17 protein-coding genes are annotated in these 18,703 nt (G+C 62.2%); 5 read left to right on the top strand and 12 right to left on the bottom strand.

All coding sequences use genetic code 11. The annotated features are described in order from the left end of the window. Positions 1-23: 23 nt before the first annotated feature. A complete protein-coding gene (locus tag LIY45_RS26625) occupies positions 24-1,349 on the bottom strand; it encodes a C4-dicarboxylate transporter DctA (RefSeq protein ID WP_177325548.1) in 1,326 nt (441 codons plus the stop codon). 217 nt (positions 1,350-1,566) lie between these two features. Here LIY45_RS26625 and LIY45_RS26620 point away from each other — a divergent pair, with 217 nt between their 5' ends. Continuing rightward, entirely contained in the window at positions 1,567-2,196 is a 630-nt protein-coding gene (locus LIY45_RS26620; protein ID WP_226478149.1) for a DNA-3-methyladenine glycosylase I, read from the top strand. Positions 2,197-2,267: 71 nt separating this feature from the next. Here the strand turns inward: LIY45_RS26620 and LIY45_RS26615 are convergent, their stop codons facing one another. From LIY45_RS26615 to LIY45_RS26575, 9 genes are all read right to left on the bottom strand, one after another. Next, a complete protein-coding gene (locus tag LIY45_RS26615; protein ID WP_226478148.1) occupies positions 2,268-2,669 on the bottom strand; it encodes a cupin domain-containing protein in 402 nt (133 codons plus the stop codon). 83 nt (positions 2,670-2,752) lie between these two features. Next, positions 2,753-4,186: a PLP-dependent aminotransferase family protein gene (locus tag LIY45_RS26610; protein ID WP_226478147.1), complete on the bottom strand. Its 1,434-nt coding sequence runs from the start codon at positions 4,184-4,186 to the stop codon at positions 2,753-2,755. Between the two features lie 59 nt (positions 4,187-4,245). Then, complete coding sequence (locus LIY45_RS26605) at positions 4,246-5,013, bottom strand: SDR family oxidoreductase (RefSeq protein WP_017479933.1); 768 nt, start codon at positions 5,011-5,013, stop codon at positions 4,246-4,248. 19 nt (positions 5,014-5,032) lie between these two features. Then, a complete protein-coding gene (locus tag LIY45_RS26600; RefSeq protein WP_226478146.1) occupies positions 5,033-6,100 on the bottom strand; it encodes a phosphotransferase family protein in 1,068 nt (355 codons plus the stop codon). Positions 6,101-6,230: 130 nt separating this feature from the next. Next, positions 6,231-8,087: a pilus assembly protein TadG-related protein gene (locus LIY45_RS26595; RefSeq protein ID WP_226478145.1), complete on the bottom strand. Its 1,857-nt coding sequence runs from the start codon at positions 8,085-8,087 to the stop codon at positions 6,231-6,233. Between the two features lie 90 nt (positions 8,088-8,177). Then, positions 8,178-9,128 carry a 2-hydroxyacid dehydrogenase gene (locus LIY45_RS26590; RefSeq protein WP_226478144.1) on the bottom strand — a complete coding sequence of 317 codons (951 nt, stop codon included), beginning with the start codon at positions 9,126-9,128 and terminating at the stop codon, positions 8,178-8,180. A 131-nt stretch (positions 9,129-9,259) separates the two neighbouring features. Beyond that, positions 9,260-9,796: a cysteine hydrolase family protein gene (locus LIY45_RS26585; protein ID WP_226478143.1), complete on the bottom strand. Its 537-nt coding sequence runs from the start codon at positions 9,794-9,796 to the stop codon at positions 9,260-9,262. Between the two features lie 217 nt (positions 9,797-10,013). Continuing rightward, positions 10,014-10,610, bottom strand: coding sequence for a TetR/AcrR family transcriptional regulator (locus tag LIY45_RS26580; protein ID WP_017479938.1), 597 nt, complete (start codon positions 10,608-10,610; stop codon positions 10,014-10,016). 52 nt (positions 10,611-10,662) lie between these two features. After that, on the bottom strand, positions 10,663-11,046 hold the full coding sequence (locus LIY45_RS26575; RefSeq protein ID WP_063029436.1) for a tautomerase family protein: 384 nt from the start codon (positions 11,044-11,046) through the stop codon (positions 10,663-10,665). A gap of 253 nt (positions 11,047-11,299) precedes the next feature. Here LIY45_RS26575 and LIY45_RS26570 point away from each other — a divergent pair, with 253 nt between their 5' ends. The 3 genes from LIY45_RS26570 to LIY45_RS26560 all read left to right on the top strand — a co-directional run bounded on the left by LIY45_RS26570 (position 11,300) and on the right by LIY45_RS26560 (position 14,987). After that, positions 11,300-12,577 (top strand): serine/threonine transporter, encoded by a 1,278-nt coding sequence (locus LIY45_RS26570; protein WP_017479940.1) that lies wholly within the window; start codon positions 11,300-11,302, stop codon positions 12,575-12,577. 168 nt (positions 12,578-12,745) lie between these two features. Next, positions 12,746-13,363 (top strand): ParB-like protein, encoded by a 618-nt coding sequence (locus LIY45_RS26565; protein ID WP_226478142.1) that lies wholly within the window; start codon positions 12,746-12,748, stop codon positions 13,361-13,363. After that, a complete protein-coding gene (locus LIY45_RS26560) occupies positions 13,353-14,987 on the top strand; it encodes a SulP family inorganic anion transporter (RefSeq protein WP_226478141.1) in 1,635 nt (544 codons plus the stop codon). Before LIY45_RS26565 ends, LIY45_RS26560 begins: the two co-directional genes overlap by 11 nt. Positions 14,988-15,033: 46 nt before the next feature. On the opposite strand, the gene LIY45_RS26555 is transcribed toward LIY45_RS26560, so the two are convergent. Further along, on the bottom strand, positions 15,034-15,528 hold the full coding sequence (locus LIY45_RS26555) for a DUF934 domain-containing protein (RefSeq protein ID WP_017479943.1): 495 nt from the start codon (positions 15,526-15,528) through the stop codon (positions 15,034-15,036). Continuing rightward, positions 15,512-17,170: a nitrite/sulfite reductase gene (locus LIY45_RS26550; RefSeq protein ID WP_017479944.1), complete on the bottom strand. Its 1,659-nt coding sequence runs from the start codon at positions 17,168-17,170 to the stop codon at positions 15,512-15,514. Before LIY45_RS26550 ends, LIY45_RS26555 begins: the two co-directional genes overlap by 17 nt. Before the next feature lie 450 nt (positions 17,171-17,620). Here LIY45_RS26550 and LIY45_RS26545 point away from each other — a divergent pair, with 450 nt between their 5' ends. Beyond that, the gene (locus LIY45_RS26545) at positions 17,621-18,700 is read left to right on the top strand and encodes an ABC transporter substrate-binding protein (protein WP_226478140.1); all 1,080 of its coding nucleotides are present in this window, start codon (positions 17,621-17,623) and stop codon (positions 18,698-18,700) included. Positions 18,701-18,703 lie beyond the last annotated feature (3 nt).

Below are 18,703 nucleotides of genomic sequence, written 5' to 3'. Positions count from 1 at the left end.
CCACAGGGGATGAGTCCGTCTCATCAGAACTCTTGGTGGGCAGGCAGTACCGGCTTCTTGGCCTGGAAGGCATACCCTTGTTGCCCGTCCAGCACCTTGTTGGCGCGCTGGATGTCGATGTCTTTCTCCCAGCGGGCGATGGCCACGGTGGCGACGCAGTTGCCGATCAGGTTGGTCAGCGCCCGGCCAATGCCCATGAACCAGTCCACCGCCAGCACCAGCACCAGGCCCACGACGGGAATGGCCGGGATGGCGGTCAGTGTCGCCGCCAGAATCACCAGTGCCGAGCCCGGTATACCGTGGGCGCCCTTGGAGGTGATCAGCGACACCAGCAGGATGGTCATTAGGTCGGTCATCGACAGCGGCGTGCCGGTGGCGTTGGCGATAAACACGATGGCCAGGGTCAGGTAGATCGAGAAACCGTCGAGGTTGAACGAGTACCCGGTGGGAATCACCAGGCCCACGGTGGAGCTGCCAATCCCGAGGTGCTCCAGTTTACGCATGATCTGGGGCAACACCGCGTCGGAGGAGGCGGTGCCCATCACGATCAGCAGTTCTTCCCGCAGGTACTTGAGCAGCGGCAGCATCCGCAGCCCCGACAAGCGCATCACCAGGCCGAGAATCACCGCGACGAACAGGAAGCAGGTGAGGTAGAACAGGCCCACCAGGCTGCCCAGGTGTTGCAGGGAATCCAGGCCATAGGTGCTGGTGGTGAAGGCGATGGCGCCGAACACGCCGATGGGCGCCAGGCGCACGATCATGCCCATGATGCGGAAGATCACGTGGCTCAGCTCGTTGATCAACCGCGAGATCCCGGAAGCGGCTTCGCCCACCAGGTTCAGTGCGCTGCCGAACAACACCGAGAACAACAGCACTTGCAGCACGTTGTTATCCGCGAAGGCGCCGATTACCGAGTTGGGAATCAGGTCCATCAGGAATTGGCTGGTGCCCTTGATGTGCTGGCCTTTGTCGGCCAGTTCATTCAGGCCGGCGGACGACAGTTGTTCCAGGTGGATATTGGCGCCAGTGCCGATCCCGGTGCTGAAGGCCATGATCAGGCCGATCACCAGGGCCACGGTGGTCAGTGCTTCGAAGTAGATCACCGACTTGAGGCCGATGCGTCCGACTTTCTTCAAGTCGCCGGCACCGGAAATACCGCTGACCACCACGCAGAAGACGATCAGGCCAATCAGCATTTTGATCAGCTTGATAAAGCCGTCACCCAGGGGTTTGAGTTGCGAGGAGAATTCGGGGAGGGCGAGGCCGCAGATTATGCCGATCACCAGGCCAATCACGACTTGCAGGAAAATCGAACGCGAGCACCATCTGAGCATGGGAGGGATCTCTATTCGGTGCCCTGGTGGGTCCAGGGCTTAATTGTTGTGGTCTTACCGGTATGTCCAGCGCGGGGCCAGTCTACGCTCGGGTTTTTTCAAGTCGCAAGTAAATATTACGTGGATGGTGGGTCCCGGTCTGACCAGTGGGTATGTAAGGTCTGTGCTTGAGCGGTTGGCGGTGGGAATTTTTTTTCGCTTATCATCCGCCGCTTGGGCAAACAGGTGAGCTATGGATATTCCGGGACTGACGACGGATGAGAATGGCCTGACGCGCTGCACATGGCGCACGGCCGCAGTGGAATACCCCGATTACCACGACCACGAATGGGGCGTGCCGGTGGCCGATGACATTGCGCTGTACGAGAAGATTTGCCTGGAAGGTTTTCAGGCGGGCATGGCGTGGATCACCATCCTGCGCAAGCGCGAGGCGTTTCGCCGGGCGTTCGAGGGCTTTGATTTTCGCCGGGTGGCGCAGTACACCGAGCAGGACATCGAGCGGTTGATGGCCGACCCGGGCATCGTGCGCAATCGCGCCAAGATCGTCTCCACCATCAACAACGCCCGGCGGGCCTGTGAGCTGGTGGATGAAACCGGCTCGCTGGCGGCGTGGCTGTGGTCGTTTGAACCCTCCGCCGATGAGCGCCCGGCGCAGGTCGACCTGGCGTACTGGACGGCCAACCCGACCTCGGCCGCTTCAACGCGCTTGTCCAAGGCCCTGAAAAAGCGCGGCTGGAGCTACGTGGGGCCGACCACCCTGTATGCGTTCATGCAGGCGATGGGTATGGTCAACGACCACCTTGAAGGCTGTGCCTGCCGGCCTCGAATCGAACACCTGCGCCACCACTTCAAACGACCCTGAGCCACTGACTGTGTCTGATACACCGCTATCGCAGGCAAGCCAGCTCCCACAGGAGAGGGCGGTGGCGCGGGTTAGTGTGGCAGCGGCGTGAGTACGTCGGCCTTGTCGTCCATCACCATCACCACCAGCAGTTTCGCCGGTTGGGTCTGGCTGGCATTGCTCGATTCAAAGTGCCGCGAGCCGGCGGGTTCATAGAACGATTGGCCGACCTTGTAGGTGATCGCCTTCTCATCGTTGACCCGCGAGGTGATTGCTCCTTCCAGCACGTAGGCCACGGCAGTGCCGGTGTGGCTGTGGGGCACGGTGGCCTGGCCCGGGGCGTAGTCCACGGTGAGCATGACGGTTTTCTTGCCGGGGACGTTGGTCAGGGCGTGTTCCTGCAACACGTTGATCTTTTCCTGGTTGTACACCGGGTCGTGGGCAAAGGCGCTTAACGAGGCCAGCAGCAGGGTGGTGCCGAGCAGTACTCTCATGGTGAGGCTCCGAGTGAGTCGAGACCCGTTCACCCTAGGCCCCGATCCGGATTTGACCAATAGCCAATCCGGCGGAAATTCCCTCAGCCAATCTGTTGCAGGATATCCCGCACCACGTCCAGCGCCGGGTCAATGTCCAGGGTTTCGACCGCGCCAAACCCGATCTTCAGCCCCTCGCGTACCGGTGTGTCGTGGAAAAACACGCTCAGCGGATAGAGCCCCACGTCAGCCTCCCGTGCCCGTTGGATCAGCTGTGGAATATTCACCGGCACCTTGCACAGTGCGGCCAGATGGAACCCGGCCACGGTGGGGACCACGTCGAACCACGGCGAGAGGTCCCCCGCCAGGCGCTGCAGAATCCGTTCCCGGCGTCCGGCATACACCCCATGGCAGCGCCGAATGTGCTTGAGCAGGTAGCCTTCGCTGATGAACTTGGCCAGGGCCCATTGCGGCAGGGTGGAGCTGTGCTGGTCGGTGAGTTGCTTGGCCTTGAGCACCGCGCCAAAAATCGCCGGCGGCAACACCGTGTAGCCCAGGCGCAACTCCGGCAGCAGGGTTTTCGAGAAGGTCCCGACGTAGGCGACTATGCCGCGGGTGTCCATGCTTTGCAGGGAGTCGGTGGGGCGGCCCTCGTAGCGGAATTCGCTGTCGTAGTCATCCTCGATCACGATGGCGCCCAGCGCCAGCGCACGTGCCAGCAACGCTTCACGGCGCGGCACGCTCATGGGCATGCCCAGGGGGAACTGATGGGACGGGGTCACGTAGATCAGCCGCGTGCCGTCGGGAATCAAGTCGACCCGCAGGCCGTGCTCGTCCACCGGCACGCCCACCACGGTCGCCCCCATGGCGTCGAACATCAGTCGCACCGGGGGGTAGCCGGGGTCTTCCATGGCGACGACGGTGCCCGGTTCCAGCACCACGCGGGCGATCAGGTCGAGCGCCTGCTGGGCGCCGTTGGTGACCACGATGTCGTCTTCACTGCACCTGACCCCACGGGAAAACGCGATATGCCCGGCGATTGCACTGCGCAGGGCCGGCAAGCCTTCCGGCCGGCTGTAGAAGCCGCTGTCCTGCGAGATACGGCGCAAGGCGTCGAGGGTGCAGCGCCGCCATTCATCCTGGGGGAACTGGCTGCGGGCCGTCGCGCCGCCGATAAAGTCCCGGCTCGGGCGGGTTTCACGGTGGGGGTGGCCCATGGGCGCGGGAAGGGCCTGCCATTTGGCGAGGTTGGCGGCGCAGGCGAGGTCGGCGGCACTTTGCAGGTGTTCGCGGCGCGTGGCCCAGGCGTTGACGAACGTGCCACGGCCGATCTCGCCGACCAACAACCCTTCGTAGGTCAGCGCCGCGTAGGTGTCTGAGACTGTCTTGCGTGACACGCCCAGTTGCAGGGCCAGCAAGCGGCTGGGCGGCAATTGCGACCCGGCCACCAGTTGTCCCGACTCAATGGCCGTGCGCAGTTGCTGGTACAGCTGTTCGGCCAGGTCCTTGCGGCCCTTGATAACGACGTGCAGTTCCATGTTTCATCCAGAGGCAAGCAATCACCCGCAAGATTACCGCAAGTCACCCGCCAGCCGAATCAGGACAGGAAACCACCGTCCACGTTCAACGAAACGCCGGTGGTGTAGCTCGACGCATCGCTGGCCAGGTACAGCACCGCGCCGGCCATTTCGCTCGGGTCGGCCACGCGCTTGAGGGGGATCTGCGCCAGGGCCATTTTCAGGATCGAGTCGTTTTTCACCAGCGCCGAGGCGAACTTGGTGTCGGTCAAGCCCGGCAGCAGTGCGTTGCAGCGAATGCCGAACGGCGCGCATTCCTTGGCGAAGACTTTGGTCATGTTGATCACGGCGGCCTTGGTCACCGAGTAGATGCCCTGGAACACGCCCGGCGAAATCCCGTTGATCGACGCCACGTTGATGATGCTGCCACCGCCGTTCTCGCGCATCAGCTTGCCGGCTTCCACGGACATGAAGAAGTAGCCGCGAATGTTCACGTCGACGGTCTTCTGGAACGCGCCCAGGTCGGTGTCCAGCACGTTGCAGAACTGCGGGTTGGTGGCGGCGTTGTTGACCAGGATGTCCAGGCGACCGAACTGTTCGCGGATCGCGGCAAACACGTGGGTGATCTGTTCCATTTCGCCGATATGGCAGGCCATCGCCGTGGCCTTGCCGCCGTCGGCGATGATCGCGTCGGCCACGTGCTGGCAGCCGTCGATCTTGCGGCTCGACACGATCACGTGGGCGCCTTGCTGGGCCAGCAACTTGGCGATGGCCTCACCGATACCGCGGCTGGCGCCGGAAACGAAAGCGATCTTGCCGTCGAGGTCGAACAGTTGAGTCTTGGACATGGTTTTTCCTTGAAGAGGGTCAGAGGGAAGACTGTTTGATGACGTTCAGGCTCATCTGCTCCAGCAGCTTGTTCATGTGAATGAACTGCGCAAAGCGTTTGTCCTGGGTCTGGCCATGGAAGAAGCGGTAGTAGATCTGCTGCACGATGCCGGCCAGGCGGAACAGGCCGTAGGTGTAGTAGAAGTCGAAATTGTCGATCTGGATCCCGGAGCGTTCGGCGTAGTAGTCGACGAACTGGCGCCGGGTGAGCATGCCGGGTGCGTTGCTTGGCTGGCGGCGCATCAGTTGCACTGGCGCCGGGTCGGCGGCTTCGATCCAGTAGGCGAGGGTGTTGCCCAGGTCCATCAGCGGGTCGCCGAGGGTGGTCAGTTCCCAGTCCAGCACGCCGATGATCTGCATCGGGTTATGCGGGTCGAGGATCACGTTATCGAAGCGGTAGTCGTTGTGGACGATGCTGGAGGTGGGGTGGTCAGCCGGCATCTTGTCGTTGAGCCAGGCACGCACGGCCTCCCAACGCGGTGCATCGGGGGTCAGGGCCTTTTCGTAGCGGTCGCTCCAGCCGCGAATCTGCCGCTCCACGTAACCTTCAGGCTTGCCCAGGTCGGCCAGGCCGCAGGCGCTGTAGTCGACCTGGTGCAGCTCGACGAACTTGTCGATAAAGCTTTTGCACAAGGCTTCGGTTTTCGTCGCATCCAGGCCCAGTTCCGGCGGCAGGTCCGAGCGCAGGATGATCCCGTTGACCCGCTCCATCACGTAGAACTCGGCGCCGATCACCGACTCGTCGGTGCAGTGCACGTAGGCCTTGGGGCAATACGGGAAACCGTCCTTGAGCTGGTTGAGAATCCGGTATTCGCGGCCCATGTCGTGGGCAGACTTGGCCTTGTGGCCAAAGGGCGGGCGACGCAGCACGAATTCCTGGCCGGGGTATTCCAGCAGGTACGTCAGGTTCGAGGCGCCACCCGGGAACTGGCTGATTTTGACGCTGCCGCTCAAGCCCGGGATATGGGCCTTGAGGTAGGGATCGATGAGGCTGGCATCAAGTTCTTCGCCGGGGCGAATCTGGGTCGATTGGTCATTAAGCGCCATGCTTATCCCTTCTGCTTATTCTTAAGGCCTTGGACTATTGGCTAATCTAATGCGCGCGGCCGCCCAGCCACAAGGTTGGGGCGGCTTAATAGGTTAGCGTGTTGGCCGATGATCAGCGGGCTTGATGTGCTCAGATCACCAGAATTGCGCGCCCGCTGGGGTTGCAGGACAGGTTGGCACCGATTTCGACTTTTGCCAGGTCCACGCCGAGGCCGGCCAGCAGGTTGTTGACCAATGGGTCGAGGAGCGGGCTGAGCACGCCTGAGATAATGCTGGTGAGGAGATTGAGAACACCCGTCACCAGGCCGACCACCAGATTCAGCACCAACCCCAAGAGCCCGCCTTGTGTGGGTGGATGGTTGATCAACTGGATGCCACTGAGGGTGTTGCTCAAGCTGCCTACCACGTTACTGGAACTGAAGCTGAAGTAGTCGGGGGGCTGCTTCACCTCGGGCGGCGACACATAGGTGTGGTTCCTGGTGGTCTTGGCCACGCTGCTGTCGACTCGCAGGCTGATGCCACCGACGGCATAGGCTTGCCGAGGGTCGCAGGCGCCCTTGCTGCAGGTTTGTACGCCCAGGTCGAGCAATGGGAACTCGTCGACGCTCAACGGGGCAGTGGAGGAAAACAGGTTTTTCGGATCGATCTGGCCGACCATCAAGCGCACGGCCGAGGTGGTGCCCACCACCGATAACGATTTGTCCGCCGGCCCATTGCAGCGAAAGCCGGTCACCTCGCTACTGCCACTGGCCGCTTCCAGGGCCACGTCGAGTTGGGTGCCGATTTTCGCGTCCAGGGAGCTGCCGAGCAACAACCCCAGCAGGCCTGTCACCCCGCCCACCACATCGTTCAGCACGCCGACCACGGGCAAGTTCACGGAGATCAGGGTCCTGACTTGTGCGGTCCTGACGTAGATCGGCTGGGTGGCGATCAGCTTCGGGTTGCCGATGGCGGATATCTGCGCCGGTTCAATGACCTGGGTCTTGACCGTGATGTTCAGTAATCCCAGCACATCCACCGGCAGTTCCACCGCCACGGCGTTGTACTTGTTCGACAGTTGCACAAACCCCTGGATCAGGTTGAACAGTTGCAGCTTGACGTCGAGGGCGCTCTTGTCGGTGCCGTTCTGGATGGTCAACAGGTCCCCCAGGTGCAGGATCTTGGTGCCGGGTGCAATCAGCTTGATCGCCTCCAGGTTGTTGATCACTACTTTGACCGCATCGCTCCCCAGCTTGAGTACGTCAATCGCGGCCTGGATCAAATCGCCGACGCTGGCGTCGGTCTTGAGCAGTTCGTCGTAATTGCCGGCGCTGACATTCAGCCGGATGGCCAGGGCGTCCAGATAACTGAGCAGGCTGATGTTGGTGTTGATCAGTCCTTCCCAGCCCACCGCGTTGAGTTGCAACTTGCCCCCCAGCAGCCCGCCGATCAGCGCGTTGAGCGCTGCGGACTTGGTGCTGTCCACGGTCAACAGCGTGCTGCGAATGGTCAGCGTTGCCACCGGTGGTGCGGGGACGGCGGCCACGGCCACGGCCTGCAACCGGATGGTCGGTTCGAAAGGGCCAGGGGAAAACAGCATGAGCAGGCCGTTGGCGATACTGGTGACAACGCGGTGGGTGGCGATGACCTGGATCGCGTCGGCCTTGGCGGGATTGGGGCTGAAGGTGCGTATGAAGTCAGCCCCGGTGACCAGGGTGCCGCAGGCGGTAGCCAGGGTGCGGTTGTCGTCGATCGGGAAGTCATTGCGGGTCGCGCTTTGGATCGCGAATTGCGCGGCGTTGGTGTTCGGGGAGACGCAGGCGCCGCCGCGGGTCACCACTTCCAGTGCCGCGGTGTCGGCAACCCGTTGCAGCTTGCGCTTCTCCAGGTACAGCCGGCTGCTATCGACTACCAACAACATAAACAGCAGGGCGATGCCGAGGGTCATCGCGCCCATCAGTCCTATTGCGCCGCGTTGCCGGGCCGGGCCGAGTCCGTGGCAAACCATCCTGCGTTCCTTTGCCGGTCCAGTGCCGACGTCCTGAGCATCCCCGCAAGCAGTGTAGCCAGGATTTGGATGGTTGCTGGCTATTGGCTACTATTTTTTGGGTGGCAATGTCACGGGTGTCAGTACCGGGCGACCGGCGAAGTATTCCAGCAGGTTGTCCGCCACGCGCTGCACGGTGTCATGGGCGGCTTCCGGCGACAGGCCGGCAACGTGGGGCGTGAGTACGGTATTGCTGAGGCGCTTGAGCGCATCGGGCACGTTGGGTTCATCGTCGAACACATCCAGCGCCGCGCCGCCGATGCGCCGTTGTTCCAGGGCGGCAATCAGGTCGGCGGTGACCACCACGCTGCCACGGCCGATGTTCACCAGGAAACCGTTGGGGCCCAGCGCGTCGAGGGCCTGGCGGTCGATCAAATGCCGCGTGCTGGCGCCGCCCGGTGTGGCCAGGATCAGGAAGTCCGAGGCCCGCGCCAGTTCCACGGCGGTGGCGCAGTAGGTGTAGTCCACATCATCGCGGGGCTGGCGATTGTGGTAACTCACCTCCATGCCGAAACCCAGGGCCGCGCGCTTGGCGATCTCCAGGCCGACGGCCCCCAGGCCAAGAATGCCCAGCTGTTTGCCGGCCAGGGAAGGGCGCATGATCTTGGGCCATTCGCTGCGCCGTATTGCCGCGTCGGCTCGGGGAATGTCCCGCACCAGGGACAGCAGCAAGGCCATGGCATGGTCCGCCACCGACGGTGCATTCACCCCGGCGCCATTGGTGACCACGATTCCACGGTTGCTGGCGGCTTGCAGGTCCACGTGTTCATACCCGGCGCCGATCACGCAGATGATCTCCAGCAGCGGCAGCGCGGCGATTTCCTCGGCGTACAGGCCCAGCGGGCCACGGGTCAGCACGGCCTGGATCTGCCCGCCATGGGTCTTGATGGCCTTGGTGCGTTCGGCCGGGGTCGGCGCAAGGATCACGTGAAAGCCATTGCCTTCGATGATCGGCAGGTAGTCGTTGATGGTTTCAACCAGGACCAGAACGGTGACGGGCATGCGAGGGCTCTTCCTGAAGGGTTTGATGGCTTCAGTATGCGACATTTTTTCCGAATGAATCCCGCGTCAAGCGAAGAAAAATCCGACGCCCGCCGGGCATTGGTACTACGGCGGGCGTTCCAAGTGGGCGGTTAAAAGCCGATATCTTCCGCCTTCACGCGCCGCACAAATGCCCCGGCCAAGGTCGCGTTGTGGTGCTCGATAATCGATGCGGCCGATAACGCCGGAGTGTCCATGCAAGTATGGGCATCCTCCGGCAGCAGCACCGAGAACCCCAGTTCGACGGCCACCCGGCAGGTTGTGTCGATGCAGTACTGGGTTTTCATCCCGACGATCACCAGCTCATTCACCTGTGCCGCCGCCAGTTGCTGCGCCAGTTCGGTGCCGAGAAAACAGCTGGGCCGGGTTTTGTTGAAAACCGTGTCGCGCGCCTCATCAACCTCCAGCGCTGGCCATAGCTGCCAGAGCGGGCTGCCCACCTCGATGGGCGAGCCCGCAGGGCCGGTGTGACGTGCAGCGAAAATCGGCACGCCAGCGTGCCTGGCGCGCTGAATCAACTGGTTGATGCTGTCGAGTACGCGCTCGCGTTCGTAGGGTTTTTCCGGGCCGTCGTACAGACCGGTCTGCATGTCGATGACCAGCAGGGCGGGGCGCTTGATGTCAGGCATGGTACTGCTCCTTGTGGTTGCCGAATGGGCGGAGCAATAAAAAGGCCCCGTCCATTACTGGCGGGGCCTTGGGTAAAACCGGGTGGCTTAGTTTGCGCGCCACTCACCGCTACCACACGACCCGCCGGGAGCGGTCGTGGTGGTGGTGCGGGTGAGGGCCAGCTGAAAAATGTTCATGGGTCGATCATGCTGGCGGTGGCGTTTGGCTGTCAACGCGTCAGCCGAGGTTTTTTTCCGGGATCAGCAGATTTCTGGCAGCTTCGAGGAATTCATCAGACAGGCCACTGCCTTTAGTCGCACGGGCCAGGGTAATGGCACCGACCATCATTGCGTACTGGGCCATGGCAGCCTGCCGGTCACCTTCGGGTGTTCCGGTGGCCTGGGTAGCGGCCAGGATCCCCATCGACGCTTCGAGACCACGGATGAACGTGCGCTGCAACGCGCTGTCGGCAGCTTCGTGGCACATTTCCCCGGCAAAGGCCGCCACCGGGCAACTGTCTCCGGGGTTATCACGATTGGCTGCCGTGAGGTAGGGATCGATCAATGCCAGGCGCGCGGCCTCGGCATCAGGGCTTTGCTCGACCCTGGCCTGCCAGCGCAGGCTCGATTGTTCGAACGCCCGGTTGCAGGCTTCGGTGGCCAGCGCCTCGCGGGACTCGAAGTGCCCGTAGAAACCGCCATGGGTCAGCCCGGCAGCCGCCATCACGTCCGACACGCTGATGCCATGAATGCCCCGCTCACGAAACAGCCGCGTGGCGGCCTCGACGATGATTTCGCGATTGAGTTCGGCTTGTTTGCGGGACACGCGTGGCATCGAGGGCTCTCTGGATCAGGTGGTGGCAGGGGTGGGTGGCATCATAAAACGTTTAGCTGGCGTACTGCGCAATCCCGTTGCCGAACGACCAGTTTTCCTTCTTGACCTCCACCAGGCTGATAAACACGTCTTCCAGGCGCACCGCCAGTTCACGGTTCAAGCTCTCGGCGATGGTCTTGTACAACAGCTTTTTCTGCTCGGTGCTGCGGCCTTCGTTCAGGGTGATCTGGATAATCACCAGGTTGTCGCTGCGCTGGATGCCCAGGTACTCGGGGTCATAGATGAAGTGGTGTTCATCGTGCTCGGTGAGGATCTGGAAGTTGTCGTGTTCAGGCACGCCGATGGCCGTGTGCATGGCGTTGTAGATCAGTACGCCGACGCGTTTGGCGTAGGTGACGTCGGGGTTTTTCCGAAGGTCGATGCGCACGATGGGCATGGCGGTGATTCCAGTGAGGGGCGTGGCATTGAAAATACATGACAGCCGGAATTTATAAAATAGATTTTTAACGAAATCTAAAAAAACCTGCTCATCAAACCTCGCCAATCATCTGCTGCGCACAACCATTCCTCAGCTAAGTCTTTGCTTCTTCAGGCGAATCCCGGACAATCGCGCCCCTGTTTCGGTCGTGGCGCTGCCTGTCAGGTTTTTCTGACTCGTCCCGACTGAGTGAATGCGGAGATCCGAACGGATGAATGATCAGGCCAATAGCGTCGACGAACGCTACGCAACGACACCTGCAACCCTCACAAGCTGGAGCCGCCAGGACACCACCTGGATGCTCGGCCTGTTCGGTACGGCCATCGGCGCCGGCACCTTGTTCCTGCCGATCAACGCGGGCCTTGGCGGTTTCTGGCCGTTGGTGATCCTCGCGCTGCTGGCGTTCCCGATGACGTTTTTCGCTCACCGTGGCCTGACCCGCTTTGTACTTTCGGGCCGTGAAGGCTCGGACATCACCGACGTGGTCGAGGAACACTTCGGCCTCAAGGCCGGTGCCGCGATCACCTTGCTGTACTTCTTCGCGATCTTCCCGATCCTGCTGATCTACAGCGTGGCGCTGACCAACACCGTCGGCAGCTTCATGGAGCATCAACTGCACATCGCGCCGCCGCCGCGGGCGATCCTGTCGCTGGTGCTGATCCTCGGCCTGCTGGCCGTGGTGCGTTGCGGCGAGCAGGTGATCGTCAAGGCCATGAGCCTGATGGTGTATCCGTTTATCGTTGCCTTGCTGTTCCTCGCCGTGTACCTGGTGCCGCACTGGAACGGTGGCATCCTGAGCACCGCCAGTACCGTGCCAGCCCCGTCGGCGCTGCTGCACACCCTGTGGCTGGCGATTCCGGTGATGGTGTTCTCGTTCAACCACTCGCCGATCATCTCGGCCTTTGCGGTGGACCAGAAGCGCCAGTACGGCGAGCACGCCGAGGAACGCAGCTCGCAGATCCTGTCCCGGGCGCACATCCTGATGGTGGTGATGGTGCTGTTCTTCGTGTTCAGCTGCGTCCTGACCCTGTCGCCGGCCCAACTGGCCGAAGCCAAGGCGCAGAACCTGTCGATCCTGTCCTACCTGGCCAACCACTTCAGCAACCCGACCATCGCGTTCGCCGCGCCGCTGATCGCGTTTGTGGCGATTGCCAAGTCGTTCCTGGGCCACTATATCGGCGCCAGCGAAGGCCTCAAGGGCCTGGTGCTCAAAAGTGGCCGTCGCCCGGCTGCCAAGACCCTGGACCGCATGACAGCCGCGTTCATGCTGGTGGTGTGCTGGATCGTCGCCACCCTCAACCCGAGCATCCTCGGCATGATCGAGACCCTGGGCGGGCCGATCATTGCGTCGATCCTGTTCCTGATGCCGATGTACGCGATCCGCAAGGTGCCGGCGATGGCCAAGTACCGTGGCCAGGCGTCCAACGTGTTTGTGACGGCGGTCGGCCTGGTGGCGATCACCGCGTTGATTTACTCGCTGATGGCCTGATACGCAGGTCGTTGTGAGCAAGGCCGACTCGCCCATCAGGCGAGTCGGCCTTTTTTGTGCCTGCAAACCCTCAGGGGCTGATAAGTATCAACGCCAGGTGGGCAATCACGGCTAAGCTTGTCGCGGGTGTCTGACAGGGCACGTCGAATTCTTACCTGGAGGTTGTTCATGGCTCGCGCCCGCCCGCAGTTGATCACCGGCAAGCTGGAAAAACTGCACCCCACCCAATTGACGGTGGGCCTCGCCGAGGTCGCGACCAAGCGCGAGGCCTGGAAAAAGCTCAAGCGCAAGGAGCGCGCGGCTGCACTCGACCAGCACTGGTTTCCCTGTGTGCTGGGGCCGGACGAACGTTACTACATCACCGACCATCATCACTTCGGCCTGGCGTTGTTGCAGGAAGAGGTCAAGAGCGTGTCGTTGCTGGTGCTCAAGGACCTGTCGTTTGTCGAGCGCACTACGTTCTGGAACGTCATGACCTTCAACCAATGGGTACATCCCTATGATGCGCGGGGTATTCGCCGCGCCTACGACGCGATTCCCCGGAGGATTACCGACTTGCAGGACGATCCCTACCGCAGCCTCGCGGGCCTGCTGCGTACCGCCGGTGGCTATGCCAAGGACGCTGCGCCCTTCAGCGAGTTTCTCTGGGCCGACTTTTTCCGCAGCCGCATTGGCAGCGACCTGATCGGCGACCTGAGCCCCAAGTTGATGGGCAAGGCCATGACCCTGGCCCGCAGCCAGCAAGCCCGTTACTTGCCAGGATGGGTAGGCCCGATTGACAACTGAGACCCGACAGAACCGCATCCAGGACTTATTGGCCGGGCTGTCCATCGCCGGCTTGTTGCTGCCCGAAGCCGTGGCCTATTCCAGCATCGCCGCATTGCCGCCCCAGGCGGGGGTGATCGCCTTGTTCGCCGGCTTGTTGTGCTACGGCCTGTTCGGCACCAGCCGCTTCGCGATTGTCTCCGCCACGTCATCCTCGGCGGCGGTGCTGGCGGCGGCCACGGCGACGTTGGCCGGGAACGATCCGGCACTCAGGCTGAGCCTGGCAATGGGCCTGGTATTGGTGACCGGGGCGTTTTTCCTGTTGGCCGGGTTGCTCAAGCTGGGCGGGCTGACTTCGTTTATCGCCAAGCCCGTGTTGCGTGGCTTTGCCTTTGGCCTGGCGCTGACCATCATCCTCAAGCAGTTGGCCAGCGTGGTGGGCGTACACCTGACCGATAACAACCTGATTCGCTTCCTGCCTCAACTCCTGGAGCAACTGCCGCGCTGGAACTGGGCCGCCGCTGCCGTAGCGGGTGTCGCGTTGCTGCTGCTCTGGCTGTGCGCGCGAGTCAAGCGTCTGCCGGGCGGGTTACTGGTGGTGATCCTCGGGATTGCCGCCGGCCAGTGGCTGGATCTGCAGGCCCATGGCGTGGCGTTGATCGGTGTGATCGACCTGCGCCTGGAGTTTGCGCACCTTCCGGTGTTGCCGTTCGCCGACTGGTTGCGCCTGGGGGAATTGGCGTTTGCCATGGTGATGATTCTTTACGCCGAGTCCTACGGTTCCATCAGCTCGTTCGCCCTCAAGCATGGTGATCGCGTGTCATCCAACCGTGACTTGCTGGCGCTGGGGGCGGCCAACCTGTTGTCCGGGCTGTTCCAGGGCATGCCCACGGGCGCTGGTTATTCCGCGACGTCGGCCAATGAGGCGGCGGGAGCCAACTCCCGGCTGGCGGGCGCCGTGGCGGCATTGGTGGTGTTGGCGATCGTACTGACAGTGCTGCCCCTGGTGGCATTGACGCCGGAGCCGGTACTGGCCGCCATCGTCATTTATGCCTTGGGTCGTGGCCTGAGCCTGCAGCCCTTGGGCCGCTATTTCTCCTGGCGGCGCGACCGGTTGCTAGTGATTTGCGCGGTGGCGGCGGTGTTGGTGCTCGGCGTGCTGGACGGCCTGCTGGTGGCGGTCGGCATCAGCGTGGTGTTGATGCTGCGCCAGATGTCGTCGGCGGACGTGCGTGAGCTGGGGCGCATTGACGGTGGGCATGATTTTGTCGACTTGCTGCATCACCCGAGCGCCGAACGGATCCCCGGTGTGCTGATCGTACGGCCCAGTGAGGCGCTGTTCTTCGCGAATGCCGAGCGGGTGTTGGGGGCGGTGTTGAGCCTGATGCGGCACGCTACGTTACCGGTGCACACGGTGGTGCTCAGCCTGGAAGAATCCCCCGACCTGGACGGCACCAGCATCGAGGCATTGCAGGCGTTTTTCGTACAAGTGCAAGGGGAGGGCAAGTGCCTGGTGCTGGCCCGGGTGCGGCATGAGGCGCAGGAGGTGTTGCAGACGTTGCCTGAGGCCTGTGCGCCGCAGGTGCTGATCAGCGGGTTGAGTGTCGATGGCGCGGTGCAACTCGCATTGCAGCCCACCGCCTGAATGCAAAAAGCCCCGACGGGTCGGGGCTTTTTATTGACAGCGAGGCTTACCGGCGGCGGAACAACGGCAACGGTTCATCCGTCGCGGCCTGGTACGTCACCGAGAAATCCTTGAGGCTTTCCAGCGCTTCATAGGGGTCTTTGTCTGCGCGCAAGGCGAAGGCATCGAACCCGCAGCGGCGCAGGTAGAACAACTGGTCGCGCAGCACATCGCCAATCGCCCGCAGCTCGCCCTTGTAACCATAACGGTCACGCAGCAGGCGGGCGTTGGAGTAATTGCGACCGTCGGTGAAGGCCGGGAAGTTCAGGGCGATGACCTGGAAGTGCTCCACGTCATCACCGATCTCTTCGGCTTCTTCATCGGCGTCCAGCCACACACCCAGGCCGCCGTCGCGGGCCTTGAGGGCGTGAGCGTGTTCGCGCCACAGGGCCAGCGGCACGATCAGGTCGTCGCAGTTGGAGATGCCATCGAAGCTCGCGTCCTTGGGCAGCAGGTGCCAGGTTTCGTCGACGACTTCGTTGTTCTTAATGATTCGCTGCATAGACGCGCTCCTTGAACAGGTCAATGCCGATGCGCTGGTAGGTGTCGATGAAACGCTCATCTTCGGTGCGCTGTTCAACGTACACGTCGATCAGCTTGCCGATCACGTCAGGCATGGCTTCCTGGGCGAAGGACGGGCCGAGGATCTTGCCCAGGCTCGCATCGCGGCTGGCGCTGCCACCCAGGGACACTTGGTAGAATTCTTCGCCTTTCTTGTCCACGCCCAGGATGCCGATGTGGCCGACGTGGTGGTGACCACAGGCGTTCATGCAACCGGAAATGTTCAGGTCCAGCTCGCCGATGTCGAACAGGTAGTCCAGGTCGTCGAAGCGGCGCTGGATCGATTCGGCAATCGGGATCGACTTGGCGTTGGCCAGGGAGCAGAAGTCGCCGCCCGGGCAGCAGATGATGTCGGTCAGCAGGCCAATGTTCGGCGTGGCAAAACCCTGCTCGCGCAGCTCGCCCCACAGGGTGAACAGTTGGGACTGCTCGACGTCGGCGAGGATGATGTTCTGCTCGTGGGAGGTGCGCAGTTGGCCGAAGCTGTAGCGCTCGGCCAGGTCGGCGACGCCGTCCAGTTGCTTGTCGGTGATGTCACCCGGTGCAACACCGGTAGGTTTCAGCGACAGGGTCACGGCCACATAGCCCGGCTTTTTGTGGGCCAGGGTGTTGCGGGTGCGCCAGCGGGCGAAACCCGGGTGCTGCTGGTCGAGCGCGGCCAACTCGGCGTCCTGATTGCTCAGGGCCTTGTAGTCCGGGTCGACGAAGTGTTTGGCAACACGGTGCACTTCGGCTTCGGTCAGGGTGGTCTGGCCGCCGCGCAGGTGTTCCATCTCGGCGTCGACCTTCTGGGCAAACACCTCAGGGGTCAGCGCTTTTACCAGGATCTTGATCCGGGCCTTGTACTTGTTGTCACGACGGCCATAACGGTTGTAGACCCGCAGGATCGCGTCGAGGTAGCTCAACAGGTCCTGCCACGGCAGGAATTCGTTGATGAAGGCACCCACCACCGGCGTACGGCCGAGGCCACCGCCGACGAGCACACGGAAGCCCAACTCGCCCGCGGCGTTATGCACTGGCTCCAGGCCGATGTCGTGCACTTCGATGGCGGCGCGGTCCGAGGTCGAGCCATTGATGGCGATCTTGAACTTGCGCGGCAGGTAGGCAAATTCCGGGTGGAAGGTGGTCCATTGACGGACGATCTCACACCACGGGCGCGGGTCGATCAGCTCGTCAGCGGCAACGCCGGCGAATTGGTCGGTGGTCACGTTGCGCAGGCAGTTACCGCTGGTCTGAATGGCGTGCATCTGCACGGTGGCCAATTCAGCCAGGATGTCCGGCACGTCTTCCAGGGCCGGCCAGTTGAACTGCACGTTCTGGCGGGTACTGATGTGGGCGTAGCCCTTGTCGAAATCGCGGGCAATCTTGGCCATCATGCGCGTCTGACGGGAAGTCAGTTGGCCATAAGGCACGGCAACCCGCAGCATCGGCGCAAAGCGCTGAACATAAAGGCCATTTTGCAGGCGCAGAGGGCGGAACTCTTCTTCGCTCAGTTCGCCTGCCAGATAGCGTCGGGTCTGATCACGGAACTGCTTGACGCGGTCCTCGATGATGCGCTGATCGTATTCGTCGTATACGTACATATAGGTCCTGTTCTCGGCAAATCTGCGCGCACGGCCGCGCACTCCCAACGGAGCCGGCGCACGATACCAGTTTGCGTTTATGCGCAAAAGTGATGTTTGAGTATATGCAAATAACCAAATCGCCTAATGAGAACGGTTATCGTGATACCCACATTTGTCATGCGGGCAATCATGATCTTTACTGTGCTCGTGTCTTTGTGCAATCACCTATAAAACCGACAAGAGGCGATGCTATGAGCAATCCGACCAAAGCCCGCAAGAGTGACAGCAGTGTCGATGCCTGGGCCATTCTGTTCTTGATTATCCTGGTGGTTTCCACTGCCGTGTTCTGGGTCAGCCATCAATAAAGGGTGTTACCCGAGCTGAATTGTCCGACAATCGGCAATTAACCGAGATTGACCGGCCCGATGTCATTATCATGGGCGGTCATTCCGAAGGGCTCAGGCAACGATGTTGAAGGTTCTCTGCAAGTGCTTGCTGGTGCTGAGCATGCCGTTCTGGGCGGTTGCCCAAGCGACGTCGGTGGTGTTTCTCAACCCTGGCAATTCGACCGAGACCTTCTGGGTCAGCTACGCGCAATTCATGCAGGCCGCCGCCAGGGACCTCGGCCTGGATTTGCGTGTGCGCTATTCCGAGCGCAACCCCGAGACCACGCTGTTGCAGGCCCGTGAAGCCCTGCAAGGCAGCGCGCGTCCGGACTACCTGGTGCTGGTCAACGAACAGTACATCGCCCCGCAGATCCTGCGCCTGTCCCAAGGCAGCGGGGTCAAGCTGCTGATCGTCAACAACGCGCTGACCGCGGACCAGACTCAACTGTTGGACGCGGGCAAATACCCCAACTGGATCGGCAGCCTGGTGGCCAATGACGAGGAGGCCGGCTATCTGATGCTCAAGGAACTGGTGCGCCTGCACGGCCCGGTTTCTCCGGGGCATACCCTTGACCTGCTGGCGTTCTCCGGCGTCAAGACCACCCCGGCGGCACAGCTGCGTGAACAGGGCTTGCGCCGCGCACTGAACGACTACCCGCAGGTGCGCCTGCGCCAGTTGGTGTATGGCGAGTGGAGCCGCCAGCGGGCGTTCGAACAGGCCACACAGCTGTTCAAGCGCTACCCGCAGACGGCACTGGTGTGGTCAGCCAATGATGAGATGGCGCTGGGCGCGATGGACGCGCTGCAAGACGACGGGCGCACGCCGGGCAAGGACGTGCTGTTCAGCGCGGTCAACAGTTCGCCCGAAATCCTCCAGGCACGGCTCGATGGTCGCGTCAGTGCCCTGGTGGCCGGGCACTTTACCGTCGGCGGGTGGGCGATGGTGTTGCTGCATGACGATGCCCTGGGGCTGGACATCACCCGGTATGGCGGGCGAGAGCGCAGGGAAGTGCTGTTCCAGTTGATCGACCCGGCGGCGGCTGCCCGCCTGTTGCAGATCAACGCGAGCCAGGACTACCGCGTCGACTTTCGCGCCTTGTCGGCCCAGGGCAAGCCGGTTTCCTATCGCTACCCATTCAGCCTGCAACTGCTGATGCACTGAGCC

Source organism: Pseudomonas sp. MWU16-30323 (assembly GCF_020515595.1).
Lineage (GTDB): Bacteria > Pseudomonadota > Gammaproteobacteria > Pseudomonadales > Pseudomonadaceae > Aquipseudomonas > Aquipseudomonas yamanorum.
Note: the sequence above shows the minus strand (reverse complement) of the source record. Positions and strands in the feature narration are given on the sequence as shown.